The organism is Flavobacterium sp. HSC-32F16 (assembly GCF_024171645.1).
Classification (GTDB): Bacteria; Bacteroidota; Bacteroidia; order Flavobacteriales; family Flavobacteriaceae; genus Flavobacterium.
Map to the genome: position 1 here is coordinate 170,735 of NZ_JALKAC010000001.1, position 20,371 is coordinate 191,105.

At 31.9% G+C, this 20,371-nt stretch carries 16 protein-coding genes; all 16 read right to left on the minus strand.

Annotated features, from left to right (window positions below; all coding sequences use genetic code 11):
• Nucleotides 1–35: 35 nt before the first annotated feature.
• The 16 genes from fabG to lpxA all read right to left on the minus strand — a co-directional run bounded on the left by fabG (nt 36) and on the right by lpxA (nt 20,331).
• Nucleotides 36–782, minus strand: coding sequence for a 3-oxoacyl-[acyl-carrier-protein] reductase (gene fabG / locus L1276_RS00835; RefSeq protein ID WP_012024948.1), 747 nt, complete (start codon nt 780–782; stop codon nt 36–38).
• A 209-nt stretch (nt 783–991) separates the two neighbouring features.
• Nucleotides 992–1,228: a hypothetical protein gene (locus L1276_RS00840; protein ID WP_253784501.1), complete on the minus strand. Its 237-nt coding sequence runs from the start codon at nt 1,226–1,228 to the stop codon at nt 992–994.
• A gap of 497 nt (nt 1,229–1,725) precedes the next feature.
• On the minus strand, nt 1,726–2,598 hold the full coding sequence (locus L1276_RS00845; protein ID WP_253784504.1) for a hypothetical protein: 873 nt from the start codon (nt 2,596–2,598) through the stop codon (nt 1,726–1,728).
• A 145-nt stretch (nt 2,599–2,743) separates the two neighbouring features.
• Nucleotides 2,744–4,057 (minus strand): DUF4302 domain-containing protein, encoded by a 1,314-nt coding sequence (locus L1276_RS00850; RefSeq protein ID WP_253784506.1) that lies wholly within the window; start codon nt 4,055–4,057, stop codon nt 2,744–2,746.
• 32 nt (nt 4,058–4,089) lie between these two features.
• Nucleotides 4,090–4,950 (minus strand): putative zinc-binding metallopeptidase, encoded by an 861-nt coding sequence (locus L1276_RS00855; RefSeq protein WP_253784510.1) that lies wholly within the window; start codon nt 4,948–4,950, stop codon nt 4,090–4,092.
• 20 nt (nt 4,951–4,970) lie between these two features.
• Nucleotides 4,971–6,449: a RagB/SusD family nutrient uptake outer membrane protein gene (locus tag L1276_RS00860; RefSeq protein WP_253784513.1), complete on the minus strand. Its 1,479-nt coding sequence runs from the start codon at nt 6,447–6,449 to the stop codon at nt 4,971–4,973.
• A 10-nt stretch (nt 6,450–6,459) separates the two neighbouring features.
• Nucleotides 6,460–10,176, minus strand: coding sequence for a SusC/RagA family TonB-linked outer membrane protein (locus tag L1276_RS00865; protein ID WP_253784516.1), 3,717 nt, complete (start codon nt 10,174–10,176; stop codon nt 6,460–6,462).
• 300 nt (nt 10,177–10,476) lie between these two features.
• Nucleotides 10,477–11,589: a FecR family protein gene (locus L1276_RS00870; protein ID WP_253784518.1), complete on the minus strand. Its 1,113-nt coding sequence runs from the start codon at nt 11,587–11,589 to the stop codon at nt 10,477–10,479.
• A gap of 89 nt (nt 11,590–11,678) precedes the next feature.
• Complete coding sequence (locus L1276_RS00875) at nt 11,679–12,290, minus strand: RNA polymerase sigma factor (protein ID WP_253784520.1); 612 nt, start codon at nt 12,288–12,290, stop codon at nt 11,679–11,681.
• Nucleotides 12,291–12,551: 261 nt separating this feature from the next.
• Nucleotides 12,552–15,767, minus strand: a complete 3,216-nt coding sequence (locus L1276_RS00880; RefSeq protein ID WP_253784523.1) for a T9SS type A sorting domain-containing protein — start codon at nt 15,765–15,767, stop codon at nt 12,552–12,554.
• A 124-nt stretch (nt 15,768–15,891) separates the two neighbouring features.
• The gene (locus L1276_RS00885; RefSeq protein WP_253784525.1) at nt 15,892–16,320 is read right to left on the minus strand and encodes a hypothetical protein; all 429 of its coding nucleotides are present in this window, start codon (nt 16,318–16,320) and stop codon (nt 15,892–15,894) included.
• A gap of 143 nt (nt 16,321–16,463) precedes the next feature.
• A complete protein-coding gene (sucD, locus tag L1276_RS00890; RefSeq protein WP_133523977.1) occupies nt 16,464–17,336 on the minus strand; it encodes a succinate--CoA ligase subunit alpha in 873 nt (290 codons plus the stop codon).
• 86 nt (nt 17,337–17,422) lie between these two features.
• Nucleotides 17,423–17,785 (minus strand): nuclear transport factor 2 family protein, encoded by a 363-nt coding sequence (locus L1276_RS00895; protein WP_253784528.1) that lies wholly within the window; start codon nt 17,783–17,785, stop codon nt 17,423–17,425.
• Between the two features lies 1 nt (nt 17,786).
• On the minus strand, nt 17,787–18,716 hold the full coding sequence (locus tag L1276_RS00900) for a UDP-3-O-(3-hydroxymyristoyl)glucosamine N-acyltransferase (RefSeq protein ID WP_253784531.1): 930 nt from the start codon (nt 18,714–18,716) through the stop codon (nt 17,787–17,789).
• Between the two features lie 134 nt (nt 18,717–18,850).
• Complete coding sequence (gene efp / locus L1276_RS00905) at nt 18,851–19,417, minus strand: elongation factor P (RefSeq protein ID WP_047775112.1); 567 nt, start codon at nt 19,415–19,417, stop codon at nt 18,851–18,853.
• 128 nt (nt 19,418–19,545) lie between these two features.
• A complete protein-coding gene (gene lpxA, locus L1276_RS00910; protein ID WP_029270176.1) occupies nt 19,546–20,331 on the minus strand; it encodes an acyl-ACP--UDP-N-acetylglucosamine O-acyltransferase in 786 nt (261 codons plus the stop codon).
• Nucleotides 20,332–20,371: the final 40 nt, after the last annotated feature.

Genomic DNA, 20,371 nt, shown 5'->3' on the forward strand with positions numbered 1-20,371 from the left:
ACCTTTGAACCTTTGCAGCTTAGAACCTCAGTACCTTAAGTAAGCATTCCTCCACAAACATTAAGAACTTGTCCTGTAATGTAAGCGCTCATGTCTGAAGCTAAGAAAAGACAAGCGTTTGCAACATCTTCTGTTGTTCCGCCGCGTTTTAACGGAATTCCTTCTCTCCATCCTTTTACTACATCTTCAGATAATTTTGCAGTCATTTCAGTTTCAATAAAACCTGGTGCGATTGCGTTGCAGCGAATATTACGAGAACCTAATTCTAAAGCTACCGATTTAGTAAAACCAATTGCTCCGGCTTTTGAAGCTGCATAGTTAGTCTGACCTGCGTTTCCAGAAACTCCAACTACAGAACTAATATTGATAATAGAACCTGCACGTTGTTTTAAGAAAGTTTTTTGGATTGCTTTTGTCATATTAAAAACTGACTTTAAGTTAACATCAATAACTTGGTCAAAATCAGCTTCAGACATACGCATAAGTAAGTTGTCTTTTGTGATTCCTGCGTTGTTAATTAAAATATCAACTGTTCCAAAATCTGCCAAAACAGCATCAACAAAAGTTTGTGCTTCATTAAAATCAGCTGCGTTAGATTGGTAACCTTTTGCTTTTACTCCTAAAGCATTTAATTCTTTTTCAAGAGCTTCAGCAGATGCTGCAGATGAACTATATGTAAACGCTACGTTTGCTCCGTGTTTAGCAAAAACTTCTGCAATTCCTTTACCAATTCCGCGACTAGCGCCAGTAATGATTGCTACTTTTCCTTCTAGTAATTTCATATTAAGGTATTCGTTTTATTTTTCGAAATACAAATATAGATTATTTGGGCGTTTAATAAAATTTGTAATATAAAAAATGGTCTCGAATTTTACTTTCTAAGTAAGAAAATAGTTCAATTACCACAGCCCTCTTAAAGTTGGAGTTACCCGAATTTAATAATAAAAAAATACCGTCTTATCTCTAAAACGGTATCTTGATGATTTTTATATTAACATTCTGATATAGTTCCGTCTGCCAAAACCATTGGTTTACATGGTACTGGTTCAACTGGTTCGTAAAGATCTGCACACGGATAATTTGGATAATTCGCCTTAATTGCGCCTGGAGGAGCCCAGTTACCATCACTGCAAACTGGATAAACTCTTGTTCCTCTGCCAAAAATGTTTTTTTGCTCTTCTTTTCCAAGAACTTCTGTTCCTTTAAAATTTAAAATTGATTTCAACATAATTTAGGTTATTTTGATTTTTGATCCTCAATATCTGCCTGTTGAGTTTTCAGACAAAACCAAACTTAATAGTCTAATTTTCAGCATAAATATAGGAAAAATATTTCTTTAAATTATTTAATAATAAGATTTTATTTTCAAAATTAAAACAAAAAAAGCAACTCAAAAATTGAGCTGCTTTTTTCAAAATAAAAATTAAAACTAAAACTATTATAAGTATTTCTGTTTGGTTAAAAAAAAGAATACTACTAAGACCACCGCCATAAATACCATTCTATAAATAGAGGTCTGAAACTTTTTAGTTCCATTAAGATTATCTTCTCTTTTCTGTTTTATAAGATTATTAATCATTACGGGAATGATTATTATTATCGACAGATATAAATAATATCTCGTGTAGCTATTATACAATTGTGATATAGTAACTAGAACTAATCCCCATAAAAAGAAAATAATATTTATTGATGTAAGATATTTTTTTATCACAATATAAATAATTATCTGATTCTTCTAACAAACACCCCTCTGCGATCTGTAGTCCAGCAACTATCTAAATCACAATGTAAAGTTAATACGCCATCAATATCTGGTGTTCCTATCTCTTTTGCTCCACAATCTTTAAAGTCTCTTTTTGCTCTATTATCACAAGTAATCTTTGTAACCATACAATAAGCAGCGGCTAATAATCCAGGTGCCAGTCCAGCATATGCTCCAGCTACAGCAAATACAGCACAAGTTCCAAAATCCCCTGCACATCTACTAATACTGGTATTGAAGGCATGTGCACAATCAGGAACCAAATAATTGTTGGGATCTAAGAGTGTCACATTATTAGCGTATTTTTTTTTGGATTCTTCTGCACTAAAATTTAATAAAACACTTTGCTCTTCAACCGTAAGATTGTAAAAATCTGGATTTTCAGAGATAAATGCTTGTTGAGCCTCAACATTACTCTTTAAAATATCAATAATCTCTTGACTATTCGCTATTCCTGCTCTCTCAAAAACTATTTTTAAATCATTTTCATTTTGCGCTGCATTCAACATGTTCATTGTTTCTTCATTAAAACCAACATATAAGTTTTTATTTAACTCTGATTCCAATCTGCCAGAATTAAAAAAGATTTTATTTGAAAATGAACTGACATTACCATCAATACCTCCGGGACCATTTTCGCCAAGCCTATTTGTATTGTTACTGTTTGAATTATCAATTTTTACATTTTTCTCACTTTGCCCCGAGCTATTATTGGAAGCATCTTCAGTTGTACACGAATGAAAAATCCACATATTGACTAATGCAAAAATTCCTAAAAACAATAATTTCGAGTTAACGAATTTTAAAATTTCTGTTTGTTTTTTCATCTTCATAATTGTAATTTTTTACTTATTAATTAAAAGTAAAAATAACAATTTTAGCAATATAATACTTATTTTTAATGTTAAAATATCATATTTACTATTGTAAAAAAAGTTAAAAGCAACTCAATTTGAGTTGCTTTTTAAGGGGAATATTTTATAATTTATACGCAGTAATTCGAAAGCTACTGCCTGCACTGGTAAAAGTGTAGATTAAATTAGGATAAGACAGCTTAAATGCTTCTTTTTTCACATAAACTCCAGTAGGATCTAACAAATACTTCTCAAAATCTACAAGGAATGCTGGTACAACTCCTGATTTATGTTTTAAAATAATCTTTTTACCAGCTGCGTCTTCAACTACATCAATTCTATGGATAAATGCGGCTCTTTTTGCAAATGTGTAATAGATTAGATTTCCTAGTGTTGCATGGTTAAAGTAAATCTGCACACTGGTTATTTCGTCGCCATTTCCTAAAAGTTCATTTGCTTTAGCTAAAGCATCTTTGAATTGTTTTGTGTTTGTAGGAGCATCAGCTGTTGTGTCGTCAGAATAGTAACCAAATACAGAAGCCGGCTGTCCCGCAAGCGCGATTTTATAATCATCTGTTAAAACTGGAGGTGTAAATGTATATTTAATTGTTGCACTTACGCCATTTGTTCCAACTGCTACAAAATTTTCTGTTGCGGCATCATAAATAAAATTAGACAATTTTTGACCTTTAACTTCAATTTCCGGTTTTACAGTTATTCCGCTTGGTGTTAACTGATAAGCAATATTTATACCTTTTGAAACACCTGTTTCTAATGAATTTGCTACTGCAAAACGAGCATCATAATTAACATCAAAATCATAGTGTTGTGTTGCTGCACCATCGTTTATGTCTAATAACCTATATAGTTTACTAGAAATATTATCGCTTGAGATTGTATTTTTTTCTAAATCAGTCCAATCTTGCGCAGTTGCTTTAACAAAACGTATTTCTTTAAAGTCTCTGTTGGTTTTAAAAATGATTTCGCCGTTTTCTTGTCCATAATAAAAGAACTGAAAATCCCCCAAATATCCTTTACCTAACAATGCTGCTGTAGGATAGTTATCTGACTGCGACAAAAGGTGTATTCTGTTTGCAGTTGTAAAAACCAAACTAACTGTACTTCCTAATTGAAGTTCGTACTGGCTTCTGTAAACACCTGTATCTGCGTCAAAATCTGATGCCATATCTACTTTTCCATCAGGTAGAAATTTAAATAAATGTGTCCAGCCTCCTAATTGTGAATTATCTGTATAATAAACTAATTTCCAACCTTCTGCAGAAGACAGCAGCAAATCGTTTAATTCTTTTTTTCTCGCATTTACTCGCTCCAGAGGATTTTCATCAAATTTTGCATCCGCTTCTGTACTGGTACATGCGCCCATTATAACTGCTATAAGAACAATTAACAGGTACTTATATATATGTTTTACTTTCATAATATTGATTTTATATAAATTATTACTTGTCCTTAATTATTGATTACAGCTGTTGTATTTTTTTGTGCTTCATCTCTTAAAGCATAAAAATCCATATTAAAGTTATCTTTATAATATTGAACTACAATTGCTTCTTTTTTCTTAAGATTCGCTTTCGCATTCACATCAGTAACGCTGGCTAAAATTGCATCATACTCTGCTTTTGAACTTGTTAAAATAATTGAGGCTGTTTCGGCAAAATCTTCATAAATATTTAATCTTGCATAACTTGTAATGAATCCCAATGATCTTGAAGTTGCAGTAGGCTGAACATACCAGCTTGAAGTATATCCTGATGGTGTTAATTTAGCCCAGGCTTGTTCATCAAAAGGTTTTGTCTGATTCAAAATATGCACATACTCATGTTGAATTGTATGGATAAACTCTGTAACGTCTGCTCTGCTCTTTCTGTTTAAATAATCTAATTGAAAAAGGGTAACTCTTTGACCGCCTTCGGCCAATCCTAATGTCATTGTACCCGAAGTATTTAAGTTAGTTCCTCCCACTAAAACAAACTCCCTTGGAGAAATTTTCTTTACAAAATCAGCTCCTCCAATTGTAGAATAACTATCAATCCAGATTTTTTTTACGACTTCTAGTGCTGGTTGTACTTTATCTACCGTTGGCGGGAATAGAAAACGATTATTATCTACTAAATTTTGATTCCATTCGTAATATACTTTTATATTATATGGGTCTAAAAAACTAGTTCCTATCCAATTATCTAATTCTGTTTTATTTTGTACTGTATAATCTAATTGAGACTCTTTTGGCTGGTCTTCCTGAGCGCAGGCAACAAACAACATTGATGCTGAAATCATTGCAATCGCCTTATATTTTTGTAATATTTTCATAATCATTAATGTTAAATTTTTTATCTAGGATTTTTTTCGATTCCGTTATCAGATGCTCTTTGTGGTATTTGTAATGCCCTGCGTTTATCGTCTTTAGTCAAAATATTAGTTCTAATGGGTTGTCCATTATCTTTAGTAATATGTTCAACTACAAGATTAAAACGTTTAATATCAAACCATCTCAATCCTTCATGAATAAATTCTCTTCTTCTGGCTTCTGTAATAGCTTTAATATAGGAAGCCTGTAGAGGAGTCAAGTCATAAAACGGAGTAAATTCATTGGCAACAACCGGATACATAGCTGCAATGTTTGTTTCAGTAATTTTATCTGTAGCTGCATTATATCCTTGTGTTCTCAGGCTAAAAAGATACTCTAGTCCAGCATTTGCTTCTGCAAACTGATTTTTCATAACATAAGCTTCAATTCTATTTAAGAAAAACTCATCATTACTTAAAAGTACTACACCTGTATATGCTTCACCAATACCTGCTGTTACATTGGTATATTTAAAATACTCGTAGTATTTAGGAATAAGCACATTGTTTTCGTAAAAAGAAGAAGTAAAAATCAGCCAGTTTTTTCCCCAAATGTTTGTTTCGCTTCCTAAAATTTCATCTGCTCTGTTTTCGGCAAGATAGAATCTATTAGAATATCCTCTTCCAACAATTGAATTTGGATAAGCCACCAATAAATTTGCAGGTTGCTCTGCTTTTGAATATTCAAGAGATTTTTGAGCTGAAGGCGTAGCGTTGAATGCAACATAATCACGTAAAGTTGTTGGCTTAGCGCCTAAACCTTTTGAATACTCCAATACTTTATCCCAATCTCCTTTTACTACGTAAAAACGGCTTGCAAATGCTTTTGCCGCATCAATAGTAAAATGGTATTTAGGTTCTTTATAATTATTAGTTATGTACTTCATTCCTTCAGTAATATCCTGTTCTATAAAATCAAATACTTCTTTTACAGAATTACGTTTGTATTTAGCCAGCAATTCGTCTTCCGGCTTAGTTACATAAGGAATTCCTAAATCTGTTGATGCAGTTGAAGGATTGTATCTATTTGACCATAATGAAACTAACATAAAATGATTATAAGCTCTTGCTATTAAAGCTTCTCCTTTCTGCGGATTCAAACTAGAAGGACTTCCTAACTCTTCTATTGCTTTTAAGGCCTGATTTGCTGCTGCTATTGCTTCATAAGATGCATTCCAAAAATCTGATTCCGTATCAATTCCTAACTGAGTCTGCATTTCCCAGTTGAAACTCTGTCTGTTGTCTACGTCAGATAATTGTGTTTCACTATCAAAAGCATTATCAGACATTGTTTCGGTCATTAAGGCATAATTTTTATTAGGATATGCCGTAACCAATAATTCTGATATTTTTTCCGGGGTATCAATTTGAGTTCTATTATCTGGAATCTCTGAAAGAAATTCATCACAGCTGCTAAGACTTATCACCAATAATAATAAAAGTGTTATTTTTATATTTTTCATATTAATTATATTAGAATGAAACATTTAAACTAAATGTGTACTGAGAAGTGATTGGAAAAGCAACACCTCCTGTATTACGGAATTCCGGGTCTTGGCCGTTTAATCTTTTATCAGAATAAATCAACCATGGATTCACTGCTGAACCTTTTAATGTAAAAGTACTTAGACCTAGTTTTCTCTTGTAATCTTTAGGGAATTCCCAGCTTAATGAAACGTTTTTCAATCTTACAAAATCACCGTCAGCAATTCTTACATCAGAAAAGTTATAAGTATTGTAGGCAATTTCAAGATCTCTATCTCCGTAATTTCTATTTAATAATTCATCTGCAATAACAGGAACGTTTGTTCTATTTTCGTCTCCAGGATTTATCCAGCGATTAGAAAATTCTTTAGTGAAAACTGTTAAATCATTATACTTGTTGCTGTAAACAGGGTTTAAACGAACTTTATTTCCTCCAGAACCAACAACAAATACATATAATGACCAGCTTTTATAAGTAAATGTGTTTGCAAGACCAATAGATTTATTTGGCTCAATAGATCCTTCGTATTTTAAATAGCTGGTAACATCTTTAGTGTCTTGAAAATCAGCTCCTGTAATATTATTTTCAGCACCATCTTGTAAATTAAAAGTTGGTAATCCCTGATTATTCAATCCTGCAAACTGATAGGAATAAATAGAATTTCTAGGATGTCCAATAGAGTTTCCTCCGTTAGAGTCTACTAAATCAAAAGCCGACGGTTTGTTTGCCAGTTTTGTTATTTTTTGATCGTAAACTGAGAAGTTTAATGTAGTTGACCACTTAAAGTTATTTGTTACAACATTTTGAGTAGTAATACCAAGCTCAATACCTTTAGTTTCCATATCGGCATTATTTCCTTGTTTAATTGATTCTCCGCCCACACCTGAAGTAATTACATAATCAATCAGGTCAAATGCTTTACGTCTGTAAACATCTGTTGCTAATGACACTCTATTATTAAACATTCCTAAATCGACACCAATATTAGTTTCGAATTGTTTTTCCCATGTTAAATCTTTATTTTGTAAATCCTCAATTGTAATAGCATTTTCTCTATCAGAAATATTAAAACGATCTGTTACAAAACTTTTATAAATGGCTAATGAATTGGTTGCCGGACCGGCAGTAGCCGTAAGTCCGTAAGAAGCTCTTACTGCCAAAGTATTTACCGTTTCATTATTTTTCATGAAGCTTTCTTCTGCTACATTCCATTTACCACTCACTGTATAAGTTGGCAGCCATCTTGATGATCCCGTATCTCCTTGTCTGTTTGAACCATCATAACGACCAGTTAAAGATGCTGTATAACGACGATCGTAAGTGTATCCTACTTTTCCAAAGAAACCAACTGTTCTTTCTCTTTCTTCTCCGAAATTATAATATGAATCGCCTCCATTTACAATTTTTTCAATAATTTTTGGGTCAACAAAAGGCGTTAAACCTTTGTCATATTGAATACCCGCTGCTGTAAAATTATCATTGTTTCTATCTACAGACCTAAGCTCTGTACCGAAGAAACCTTCAACTTCGTGTTTTTCCTGAATTACATTTCGGTATGTAACACTGTTTCTAATGTTATAAGAAGTCATGTCGTTAGTATATTTTCTCAAAAATCCACCACTAGGCAATACAGATACTTTTGGTGCTGTTAAATCATTTGGATTTTGATATAAAAACACGTTGTCTTTTTGAATTTGAGTATTTACATTATCACCAACACCTGCGTTATAAGCTCCTACTACATTCGAACCTTCATAAATTTTATGTTCTCTCGAAGTATTTGCATAACGTGCAGAACCTGTAAGATTGTAAGTCAAATTTTTATTAATTTTATATTCTAAGTCCGCCTGAAAACGAATATCATTAACTTTAATATCTAAAGTATTATTTGCCAGCTCGTTTACAATATTCATTGGAGCCCAGTTATTTTGATAGTATTCTAAATTTCCATTATCGTCATAAGGTCTTAAAGTTCTGCTTGTGCTTAAAACATAATTAAATGGATTAATATCAAAATCTCTTGTTGTTTTACCAAATACAACATCTTGTTTACTCTCGTATGCCCCAGGAGCTACTTGATTACGAATAGATCCTAATGTAGATAAAGTAATATTTAATCTGTCATTTATGAAAAAAGTTCCTTTAAGGTTTGATGATAATTGTTTTACGTTATCAGCAATTGTCCAGCCCGGATCTGTGTAATATCCAAGAGAAGCATAAAAAGTATTGTTTTTTCCACCTCCGGAAAAACTTAATGAGTGATTTTGAGTAATAGATGGTCTAAACAAAACACTAAACCAATCTGTATTTGCTAATTCATATTTCTTTAAAAATTCATTAATATATGGCTGCTCATTTTTAACACCATACTGACCATTTGAACTATTATAATTATTAATTTCTCTTGCTAAAATATTATATGCTCCACCAAATCTTCCTGTATAAGAAGAACTTAGATCCAAATAACCTTTTTGTCTCATTTCCTGAAAAACACTCATTGATTCCTGAGAGTTTAAGATATCATATTGCGTATAACTTGGTACAGTTCTAACTGTATTTTCTACAGAATATGTTACTTTTAATGGAGAATCTCTTCTTCCTTGTTTGGTAGTAACAACCACAACTCCATTTAATGATCTAGAACCATAAATTGACGTAGCCGATGCATCTTTAAGAACTTCAATACTTTGAATATCGTTAGAATTCAAACCTGCAACAGAAGAACTTAATAATGTTGCAGAGTTTCCTGAAGCTAAATCTGCAAATGTCACGTTGATAATATCTTCCTGAACAACACCATCGATAACCCATAATGGCTTTGTATCTCCAAAAATTGAAGAAGATCCACGAACGGTAATTTTAGGAGCCGTACCAAAAGTTCCTGTAACATTTTGTACTGTAACCCCTGCCGCCTTTCCTTCGATCATTCGGCTTACGTCAACTACACCATCAACTTTTAATTCTGTACCAGAAATTTTACTGATTGCTCCAGTAAATGTTCTTTTAGAAGTTTTTTCATATCCTGTTGTAACAATAACTTCTTTTAAGTTTTGACCAGCTTCATTAAGAACAACAGTTGGAGTAACATTAGTAATTCCAATTTCTTTCGTTTCCATACCTACGTAAGAAATTACAAGTCTATCTGTATTTGCAGGCATTTCGATAGAAAAGTTTCCATCGTAATCTGTTAAAACTGCCATTTTTGATCCTTTTGCCATTACCGTCGCACCAGGAAGCGGACTTCCGGTTTGATCTGTTACTTTACCTTTAATGATTGGTCCTGCTGTTAGTACCTCAAAAAGTGTATCATGATTATCTGCAGTTGCAAAAGGATCTCCTCCTGCAGTTTTTTGCAAAATAATTTGATTACTAACCTCCGAAAATGTGATATTAAACGGTACTAAAATTCGGCTGAGAATGCTGGAAAGCGTCTCCTGATTCGCTTCTATGCTTACTTTACGGCTTAGTTGAGGAAGCCTTGAATTATACGAAAATTTTACATGAGCCGACTTTTCAATTTTAGACAAAGCATTATCAAGAGTCAAATTTTCAACTATAATGGTAACTTTTGTATCTAATTTTTTTTGCCCATTTACATTATTTGCCACTGCAAAGCTTGAAAACACAAGTGCTAAGACAAACTGAAATAGTGTTATTTTCATGATTCTATGGAGTAATCGTTGTTTAACAACTGGTTTTTTCATAATTTTGATTTGTTTTGATTAATACTGATTCGAGTGTATTTTAAGAAACGTATGAATTACTTTTTACAGAAAGCAATTCAATTTTATAAGTGTCGATAATGTTACAGCATTTCGGCACTTTTTTTTTGCATTAAACTTTTTACATAGGCAATGGTTATTTCTGGTTGAGTTTAGTTTTTGGTTATTTTTTTAATGAAATAAAATAGAAAATAGCTGCATTTTTAATCTAAAAAATAAGATTACACTTTAAAAAAAGAGTTATTAAAAATAGAGATTCTATGTAATTACAGTTACATAAAATTAATTACAGCCTTCTGAAGTTATTATAATCTGATTTCCATTCATCTCAAAACTGGTATTATTGCCTATGCTTTTACAGACAATTTTTAGTTTTTCTGTTAATGGCTGATCGCTCAGTGATGTTGTCAAATGACATTCTTTTAATTTATTCTGAGGATAATCTATATCTACAAGATACGCCTGTTCAATAGTTTCAAAAATTTGGGATACCGGAATGTCATTAAACTCAAAACTTAATTGTTCGATATTTCCAACACTCTGAACCAATACAGGATCTTGTGTAATATTCGTTATTTTATTGAATTTCATGTCATTTCTTAAAAATCGAAGTGCCTGATTAGGCAGCAGTACGATTTCTTCTTCGTTTGATTTAGAAACCAATTCATTCGATTTTACCTTAACTTTACCGGTACGTACCAGGATTTCTACATCTGGATGATCAGAATAAGCTTTAACTCTAAAACTAGTTCCAACAACTTTTGTAACGATCTCGTTCGCATAAACGAAAAAAGGCTTTTTGGGATTTTTACTAATTTCAAAGAAACCTTCGCCGGATAAATACACCTTCCTTTCGTTTCCGGTAAAGATTTTAGGGTAACTTAATTTACTATTTGGCTGCAGTAAAACAGAACTGCCGTCTGATAATGTAATAATTTGCGGTTTGCTGGAATTATTGGTTTGCTCTACTAATCCCTCATTGTTTTCTTCAATAAGTTCTTTGTAGGTAACCACATTATTTTCTGTTTTAAAATGATTATTATAAAACCAAGCCGACATTAAACCAATAACTAATGTTGCGGCTATTCCAGAAACGAATCGTTTTCTGAAAGAATTTAATTTTAAAGTTTTAACTGTTTTTTGATTTTCCTTTTCACGGATTTTTTGCCACGTGGTTTGCAACGCTCTATGAATATCCGATTTGCTTAATTGAGTATCCGGAATTTTCATAGCAAGAAGCATTAATCTTGCATCTTCGACCAATTTTGCGCGCTGACGGCTTTCTAAAGTCCATTCTTCCCAGCCCTCTTGATCCACTTTAGACAAAACCCACAACTGGAATGATTCATCTGATAAGAAATCTTCTATTTCGGTATATTTATTACGTTTTTGCATTTAAAAATAAGGTTACAAAAACATAGAGGACAGTTTTCTTATTATATACTCACCAAATTAAGATTTTTTTTAAACTTTTTTAACTTTTCTTAAAGAGTACTTGAAAATAGTAAAGCAATAACAGTTAAACTGCCTTTCCATTCTTTACGAAGGGTAAGTAAACCCCGATGAAGTAAATTACTAGCAGACTGATAATTAACATCCAGCATTTCTGCAACTTGCTCTACCGAAAGTGCTTGGTGATAGCGTAAATACAAGGCTTCTTTTTGTCTTGCAGGCAGCTCGTTAAGTAATTTGTTAAGATAAATTACTTTTTCTTTGGTGGCATAATCATCATCCAAAAGATCATTTTCTACAGAAAACTCCAAAAGAAAAGCAATATCATCTGTACTCGCAGTTTTTCTAAAAATATGATCACGCTCGTATAAGCGAGCGATTCTTTTTCTAACACTGGATAAAAGATAAGCTTTTACAACAACGCTGTTTTGTAAAGAATTGCGGTACACCCAAATATCAGTAAAAACATCCTGAATACAATCCTGCACTTTTTCTGCAAAAGGAGAAAGTGAATTTCCATAGCTGACTAGGTCACTGTAGTAACGCTCAAATAACAGCGAAAATGATTTCTCATCTCCTGCTATTAAATTATTCCAAAGCGTATTGTCATCAAATGAATTGATTGGTAGGATTCGGGTCTTCATACTTGAGGATGTTATTCTAAAAAGAAATAGGTTTCTTAATACAAAGAATACACTATTTTAACATTATAATTTGGTTTTGTTTGATAAATATATAAAAGCAAATATTTAAAACCAATTATTTTACACAAAAGAGACAGTTTTCTAATATAGAAAACTGTCTCTTTGTTTTGGTATAACTGGGATCTTAATGAAATGTTAAAATTATTCCTAATTAAGATATAACCTAAAATTATAAGATTTTTACATCAAGTAATAGAACACTTACATCTTAATAAATTTCATTCCGGAAGTTCCTTTGTTTGTTTTAATTTTCAAGATATAATTACCTGAATTAAGTCTCGAAACATCAATTTTTGCAGCAGTTTCAGCATTTGGTACAGCTATAACTAATTGCCCTAATACATCAAATATTTCTATGGACACTTTTTCAATTGAATCTTTAGAATCAATATTTAAAGTATCAAAAGCGGGATTTGGATAAAGGGTTAAATAATCTGAAAATTTAAAATTTTCAACACCTAAAATTGTTTCAAATTTTGATGTGGCTTTGTTTGTTAATATTGGCAGATTATAATCGAAATATATATTAGCATCATTTGTAAAGGTATTACCCGTTACAAGAGTTGATTTTGTTTTTATCTTGAAAGAAATATAACCATCATTTGATGCGTCATCAAAAGGAAGATTAATATTTTCAAAAATAAATTCTACCTTATTTCCATTAATTTTTGTTATATAAGAATGACTTGCGTTAATTGGCATTAATGTCGAAATATCAAATTTTGTTAAGTCAATCATATCTTTTACTACAATATTTTTAGCTGAATATGTTCCTTTATTTTCAAAACGAATTTGATAATGAACATATTCTCCAATCAATTCTGACTTTACCACGTTTCCTTCTAAACAAGTTTTATCATTTGGATCGAATGACCCAACAACTGTCTGATTGAATTCAAAAACGTTATCAATCGGGGTTTCATCTGTTCCTAAGGAGTTTATTTTAGCTATAAAATTTAACTTATCTCCGTTATTGACTGCAGGAGTTTCTGTTGGTGAGTTTACACTAAAAACAACTTCAATTTCTCTGGTTTGAAAAGGTTTGAGATTAATAAAATCCCAAACTAATTTATTCTCCATCGAACTCGATGCGACACTGCTGGCTCCTGCAAAATCTAATTGAGAATCATTAAATTCAAGATTTACACTTCCAGATTGTATTTGATTCCCTTTATTTTTATAAATCAATTTGTATTTTGCATCAAAACCAGGAATTGCAGGTACTAATGGCAGAATAACAACTTCTAAATCCTGATGAGATCCATTTGCAGTAACACAAAAGTTTTTGGTAAGCGGACTTATTTCTGTTGGAAAAACCACTGTTACTGATTGAGGAGATACGTTAAAATAAGCTGGGTTTTCAAGCTTTGGAGATATTGTATAGGATCCTGCTCCCATAGTTAAGGTATAATTCCCCGTATTATCAGATATGAATTCACTTTTATCTGCTCCGTTAACTACACCAAATTTAATATTCGACACGGGTACATCTTGAGTATCACAGCCATCTGAATTTAAATCAAATTTACTGCTTCCATTTATAGTGTAAAAAGTTCCCCCAGGTGTAAATGAACAATAAGAATTGACATTTTTAGCATAAAAACCAGGTCTAACAGGCATCAATTTTACTCTGTCAACTTGATTTTCATCTGTGCAAACGTAAAACAAATCATAGTTTGATGCAAAATTTAAACTTGATATTGCTTTTCCTGTTTTGATAAATAAGGATTCGAGTAAATTTGAATTACAATCTAAAGTCGATAAATTTCTGGAATTACTAACATCTAAAGTTTTTAGTTTATTACTATGACAAACTAAGGTTTTTAAATTTGCTAAATTGCCTGCATCTGTCAAACTTGTAAGCTTATTGTTGCTGCAATCCAAAATCTCTAATTTTGCAGCATTTGCTATTTTTAATTGAGTAATATTCGTAGATTGACAATAAACGTTATTTAAATTTTCAAATTCATTTAAATCTAAAGTTCCGTTATTTACAAAAGTATTTCCTCTAATTAAAAGTGACTGTAACTTTGTCAAACCTGTAAATTTTAGAGAAAACATCGTATTAACAGAAGTATTTAAATAGGTAAGATCTTTTAAGCCGGTAACATCTAGTAATTCAATTTTGTTAGAACCGCATGACAATTTGGTTATCTTTTTTAAGCCATTGATATTCAAGGTTGTTATAGCATTCTGATCACAATTAAAATCATTCAAATCTGTCAAAGTGCTTACATCCAAGCTTTTTAACTGATTAAAACCGCAGTATAGTTCTGTAATATTTGTAAATTTTAAGATTCCTTCCAAAGAGGCTATACCTGAACTTATTACATTCAATTTATACACTAACAAAGCTTCACTCAGCTCAATTTCACGATTTTTATTAACGTCTACAACAATGTATTCATTGTTTGCATTCATTGCGATTTTGTTAAAACTAACCTCTGCACTTACTAGTTTTGCTTTAAATTTTGCATCTGGAATTGTTACGATATCATTATAAGAGCAGTCTGTGTAGGTATAACAATTTAAATATCCATAAAAGGCAATCAAATTTTTTACAGCTGTATTACGTTCAGCATCAACACAAACATAACTAAGATTTGGATTACCACTAAAACTTAAGGAAGTTTCTTTAATACCATTTTTAGTATATAAACTTATAAGTAAATTGTTATCGCAATTAAAAGTATCTAATTTAGGAAGATCTGCAATATTTACAGTTGTTAGTTGATTATTGCTGCAATTTAAAGTAGTTAAATTTGTTAACCCTATGAAATCAGCTGTCTTAAGTAAATTATTAGCACAGTTTAGAGTTATTACACTTTTTAAATTAACAAAATTTGCCAATTCTAATTTTGTATCATTACATAATACTACTTCTAATTTATTGACTGGATTAATTTCTAATCGTCCAAAACTATTAAAACTACAATCTAAATATTTTAAATTTGGAAAATATGAAATGGATGTATCAGATAAAGATCTTAATTTATTTTCCTTAAAATCTAAGATTTCAAGATCAGTTAAATTTAATAAATACAATTCCGTTAATTGATTTTTACTACAGTTCAAATTTATAAGGAATTTTAAAGAAGTAACATCTAAATCTGATAACACATTATTTGAACAATTTAAAGAACGTAATGATGTAAAATTACTAATTCCCTGCAGCCATGTAATGCCAGAACCTGATACATCAAGATGATAAACAAGTTCAGCTTCTGATTTTTCAATTTGACCGTTTCCATCAATATCAATTTTAATGTTTTGGTTATTGATGTCTTTAGCAATAGAATTCGTAACATCGGCTTGAAGTAATTTTGCCTTAAAATTTTCATTTGCAAAAGAAATTGTTTGGGCATTAATAAAATTAAAAAGGCATAAAGCCAACAGTATAAAGTAATTTTTAATCATAGATTTCGTTTATTTTGGTGAGTAAATATATAAAACCAAAAAACAATAACCTACGCCCTTAATAAAAAAAGCCTTACTAAATTTCAGTAAGGCTTTTGATGTAATTTTCGTTAAGAACAGCTTTTTAAAAAGCTACATTCCATCTTGGTAATTTTGCGTTTTCATCTAAGAAATTTTGCAAAACCTGTCCTTCAACTGCAGTTGGAATTGCTTTAACATCTGCATTAAAAGTTTCATACCAAACTACTTCAAGAACAGAAATGTTCTCTAGTTTCATTTGCGCCGGCCAAGAATATTTTCTACCCGTTTTTGCAAATTGGTGTCCGTTTACAATTTTATCGTATAAACCACCGCTTTTGCTTTTAAGAGTACCATCATTCTGAACCGTTCCTGTAGAACCTACCATGATTAATTCTTTTGAATCTCCGTCAATTTCATAAACTACAAAAATCCCTGCACTTCCTTCCGGAGCATTACAAACTTCTTCTAAACTATCATTTACAGTAAAAGTAAAACTATTACTTGATTTAAATTTTTCTAATTCTTTACTCATTGTTTCTTTATTAAGTTCTTAAGATACCGAGGTACTAAGACATTACCTTTTTTCTATTTAAGCCTCAGTATTTAAAATGTAAAAAAGTCTCAACAAAATATTGAGACTTTTTTTTTGAATTTTGTTATTTTAAGACTTGAAGATTATCCAAGTACTTCTTTCACTTTTTTACCAATTTCAGCTGGTGAATCAACAACGTGAATTCCGTTATCTCTCATGATTTGTTTTTTAGCAGCAGCTGTATCATCAGAACCACCAACAATAGCACCTGCATGTCCCATTGTTCTACCAGCAGGAGCAGTTTCTCCAGCGATAAAACCAATAACCGGTTTACGGTTACCATCAGCTTTAACCCATTTAGCGGCATCAGCTTCTAATTGACCACCAATTTCACCAATCATAATGATTACTTCAGTTTCTGGATCATTCATTAATAATTCAACAGCTTCTTTAGTTGTAGTTCCAATGATTGGATCTCCACCAATACCAATAGCTGTAGTGATTCCTAAACCTTGTTTTACAACCTGGTCAGCAGCTTCGTAAGTTAAAGTTCCAGATTTAGAAACGATACCAACAGTTCCTTTTTTGAAAACGAAACCTGGCATAATTCCAACTTTAGCTTCACCTGGAGTAATAACTCCTGGGCAGTTTGGTCCAATTAATCTAGAGTTTCTTTCTTTAACATAATTATTTGCTTTAATCATATCTGCTACAGGAATTCCTTCTGTAATAGCAATAATTACTTTAATTCCGGCATCAGCAGCTTCCATAATTGCATCAGCAGCAAAAGCTGGCGGAACGAAAATGATAGAAGTATCAGCTCCGGCTTGATCAACAGCATCTTTTACTGTATTAAAAACCGGGCGGTCTAAATGGCTTGTCCCTCCTTTTCCTGGAGTAACACCACCAACAACATTAGTACCGTACTCAATCATTTGAGAAGCGTGGAAAGTACCTTCGCTTCCTGTAAATCCCTGAACAATTATTTTGGAATCTTTATTAACTAAAACACTCATGATATATATTTTATGTAGTTTTTAAATTTGTGTTGCAAAAATAAGGTTTTGTAATGTATTTTGCCTCTTTTATTGTCAAAAAAATATTAAGAAAATTGACTCATTTGATAACCTCTATAAAGTTTATCATCTTTTATTTGCCAAATAGTTGTAAAATGTGCCAATAACATCTCTTCACGAGGATTCTCAATTGTTTTTACATAATGAGAATAACGCACTGATACTAAATCATCTTCGGCAATAATATGACTAATTCTAACCTTAGAACGCACATATGCTCTGCTAAGTTCATTCGCCATTTCTAAAATCGAATCATGATTCATAACAATGAATCCTTTAGTACTATTCCACTCAATAATAACGTCTGGATGCAAATAGGTTTTCAGGACTTCACTATCAATCAAGGCATCCGACTTATAAAATTTTTGAACAAACTCTTTTATAGACATATTACTTCAATTTATTTAGAATTTCTGGAATCTTTTTGATATTGGCTAACTGTTTTAACTTTTCTCTTGATTCTTCAATTGGGGTTCCAAAATACGATTTTCCACCTTCTACTGATTTAGTTACGCCAGTTTGTCCCATAATAACAGCCTTCGCTCCTATTGTAATACCGCTGGTTGTACCTACTTGTCCCCAAATGGTAACTTCATCCTCAATAACAACACAGCCGGCAATACCAGTTTGTGATGCAATTAAACATTTTTTCCCAATAACTGTATCATGTCCAACATGAACCTGATTATCTAGTTTTGTTCCTTCTTTGATCGTTGTATCACCAGTAACTCCTTTGTCAATTGTACAAAGAGCACCAATGCCTACATTATCTTCAATAACTACTCTGCCGCCAGAAATTAACTGATCGAAACCTTCTGGACGTTTTTTATAGTAAAAAGCATCGGCACCTAAAATACTTCCGGCATGAATAATCACATTATCTCCAATTACGGTATGATCGTAAATAGAAACGTTTGAGTGGATCAAACAGTTCTTGCCGATTTTAACATGGTTACCAACAAAGCTATTGGGCTGAATTACAGTTCCCTCTCCAATACCGGCTGTAGCTGAGACAGCTACATTAGCAAATTGAAATGGTTTAAAATGTCTGGTTAAAGTATTAAAATCTCTGAAAGGATCATCAGAAATTAAAAGAGCTTTACCTTCCGGGCAATCAACTTTTTTGTTTATTAAAACAATGGTTGCTGCAGATTGTAAAGCTTTGTCATAATATTTTGGATGGTCAACAAAAACGATGTCTCCAGGTTCTACAACATGAATTTCATTCATGCCTAAAACCTCAAAGTTTTTGTCACCAATAAATTCGCAGTTAAGCAAATTTGCAATTTCTTCTAAAGAGTGAACTTTTGGAAATTTCATATTTTTTAATTAGAAAATTTGTCAATTAGAAAATGTGTCAGTTAGAAAATGAGTCAGTTAGAAATGAATGTTCAAATTTTGTCGATTCACACATTATCTAATTGACTCATTGACAAATTATCTTAATTAATAAACTACTCTTTTACACGCTCCATGTAAGAACCAGAAGCTGTATCAATTTTAATTTTATCACCTTCGTTGATGAACAACGGAACGTTTACATTTGCCCCAGTTTCTACCGTAGCAGATTTTGTAGCATTTGTAGCTGTATTTCCTTTTACTCCCGGCTCAGCATAAGTAACTTCAAGAATTACAGAAGATGGCATATCTACTGATAAAGGCAAATCAGTTTCAGTATTTACCTGAACCATTACACTTGTTCCTTCTTTCAATAATCCCGGAGCATCCAGAATATTTTTATTCAAAGAAATCTGCTCAAAAGATTCTGTATTCATAAAATGAAACTCATCTCCTTCAGCATATAAAAACTGGTAATTATGCGTTTCAACACGCACATCATCAATTTTATGTCCTGCAGAAAATGTATTATCTAATACTCTTCCTGTAGTTAAACTTCTTAATTTTGTTCTTACGAAAGCAGGGCCTTTTCCAGGTTTTACGTGAAGAAATTCAACAATTTTATAAATATCGTGGTTGAATTTAATACACAATCCGTTTCTAATATCTGATGTAGATGCCATTTTGTTTTATTTTAGATTTAAGAATGTAGATTTTAGATTAAAAAAAACCAATCTACATATTTTATGTTTTAATATCTTTTTAATTTTTACAGTTTAGAAATCCCTCCCGATAGCTATCGGGACTAAAATTAATAATTCCCTGAATAACCTTTCATAATTCCTCGAGAAGAATTTCTGATAAAATCAAGAATTTCATCTCTCTCAGGAGTAGCTTCCATTTCAGCTTCAATAATACTTAAAGCTTGTGTTGTATTGTAATTTTTTTGGTATAAAATTCTGTAAATTTCCTGAATTTCTCTAATTTTTTCAGTACTAAATCCTCTTCTTCTTAAACCAACAGAGTTAATACCTACATATGATAACGGTTCTTTAGCTGCTTTTGTATAAGGCGGGACATCTTTTCTTACCAAAGATCCACCAGAAATCATAGCATGATCTCCAATATGAATAAATTGGTGAATTGCTGCTAAACCACCAATTACAGCGTGATTACCAACTACTACGTGACCAGCCAATGCAACACCATTTACAATAATTGCGTTGTTTCCAATCTCACAATCGTGAGCAATGTGAGCGTAAGCCATTACTAAACAGTTGTTTCCAAGAATAGTTTGGCCAGAAGCCACAGTACCTCTATTTATAGTAACACATTCTCTAATAGTACAATTGTCTCCAATAATAGCAAGAGAATCTTCACCGCCAAATTTTAAGTCCTGAGGTACAGCAGAAATTACAGCTCCTGGAAAAATATTGCAATTTTTACCAATTCGAGCGCCTTCCATAATGGTCACATTTGAACCAATCCAAGTACCATCACCAATAACAACATTATTGTGAATTGTTGTAAAAGGCTCAATTACAACGTTTTTAGCGATTTTCGCGCCAGGATGAACATATGCTAATGGTTGATTCATCTATGTTTTATATTTTAAAATTAAAATAATCTAATTTGAA

Coding starts and splice junctions, on each gene's coding strand:
- fabG (WP_012024948.1), bottom strand. CDS start 782: ATGAAATTACTAGAAGGAAAAGTAGCAATCATTACTGGCGCTAGTCGC.
- L1276_RS00840 (WP_253784501.1), bottom strand. CDS start 1,228: ATGTTGAAATCAATTTTAAATTTTAAAGGAACAGAAGTTCTTGGAAAA.
- L1276_RS00845 (WP_253784504.1), bottom strand. CDS start 2,598: ATGAAGATGAAAAAACAAACAGAAATTTTAAAATTCGTTAACTCGAAA.
- L1276_RS00850 (WP_253784506.1), bottom strand. CDS start 4,057: ATGAAAGTAAAACATATATATAAGTACCTGTTAATTGTTCTTATAGCA.
- L1276_RS00855 (WP_253784510.1), bottom strand. CDS start 4,950: ATGAAAATATTACAAAAATATAAGGCGATTGCAATGATTTCAGCATCA.
- L1276_RS00860 (WP_253784513.1), bottom strand. CDS start 6,449: ATGAAAAATATAAAAATAACACTTTTATTATTATTGGTGATAAGTCTT.
- L1276_RS00865 (WP_253784516.1), bottom strand. CDS start 10,176: ATGAAAAAACCAGTTGTTAAACAACGATTACTCCATAGAATCATGAAA.
- L1276_RS00870 (WP_253784518.1), bottom strand. CDS start 11,589: ATGCAAAAACGTAATAAATATACCGAAATAGAAGATTTCTTATCAGAT.
- L1276_RS00875 (WP_253784520.1), bottom strand. CDS start 12,290: ATGAAGACCCGAATCCTACCAATCAATTCATTTGATGACAATACGCTT.
- L1276_RS00880 (WP_253784523.1), bottom strand. CDS start 15,767: ATGATTAAAAATTACTTTATACTGTTGGCTTTATGCCTTTTTAATTTT.
- L1276_RS00885 (WP_253784525.1), bottom strand. CDS start 16,320: ATGAGTAAAGAATTAGAAAAATTTAAATCAAGTAATAGTTTTACTTTT.
- sucD (WP_133523977.1), bottom strand. CDS start 17,336: ATGAGTGTTTTAGTTAATAAAGATTCCAAAATAATTGTTCAGGGATTT.
- L1276_RS00895 (WP_253784528.1), bottom strand. CDS start 17,785: ATGTCTATAAAAGAGTTTGTTCAAAAATTTTATAAGTCGGATGCCTTG.
- L1276_RS00900 (WP_253784531.1), bottom strand. CDS start 18,716: ATGAAATTTCCAAAAGTTCACTCTTTAGAAGAAATTGCAAATTTGCTT.
- efp (WP_047775112.1), bottom strand. CDS start 19,417: ATGGCATCTACATCAGATATTAGAAACGGATTGTGTATTAAATTCAAC.
- lpxA (WP_029270176.1), bottom strand. CDS start 20,331: ATGAATCAACCATTAGCATATGTTCATCCTGGCGCGAAAATCGCTAAA.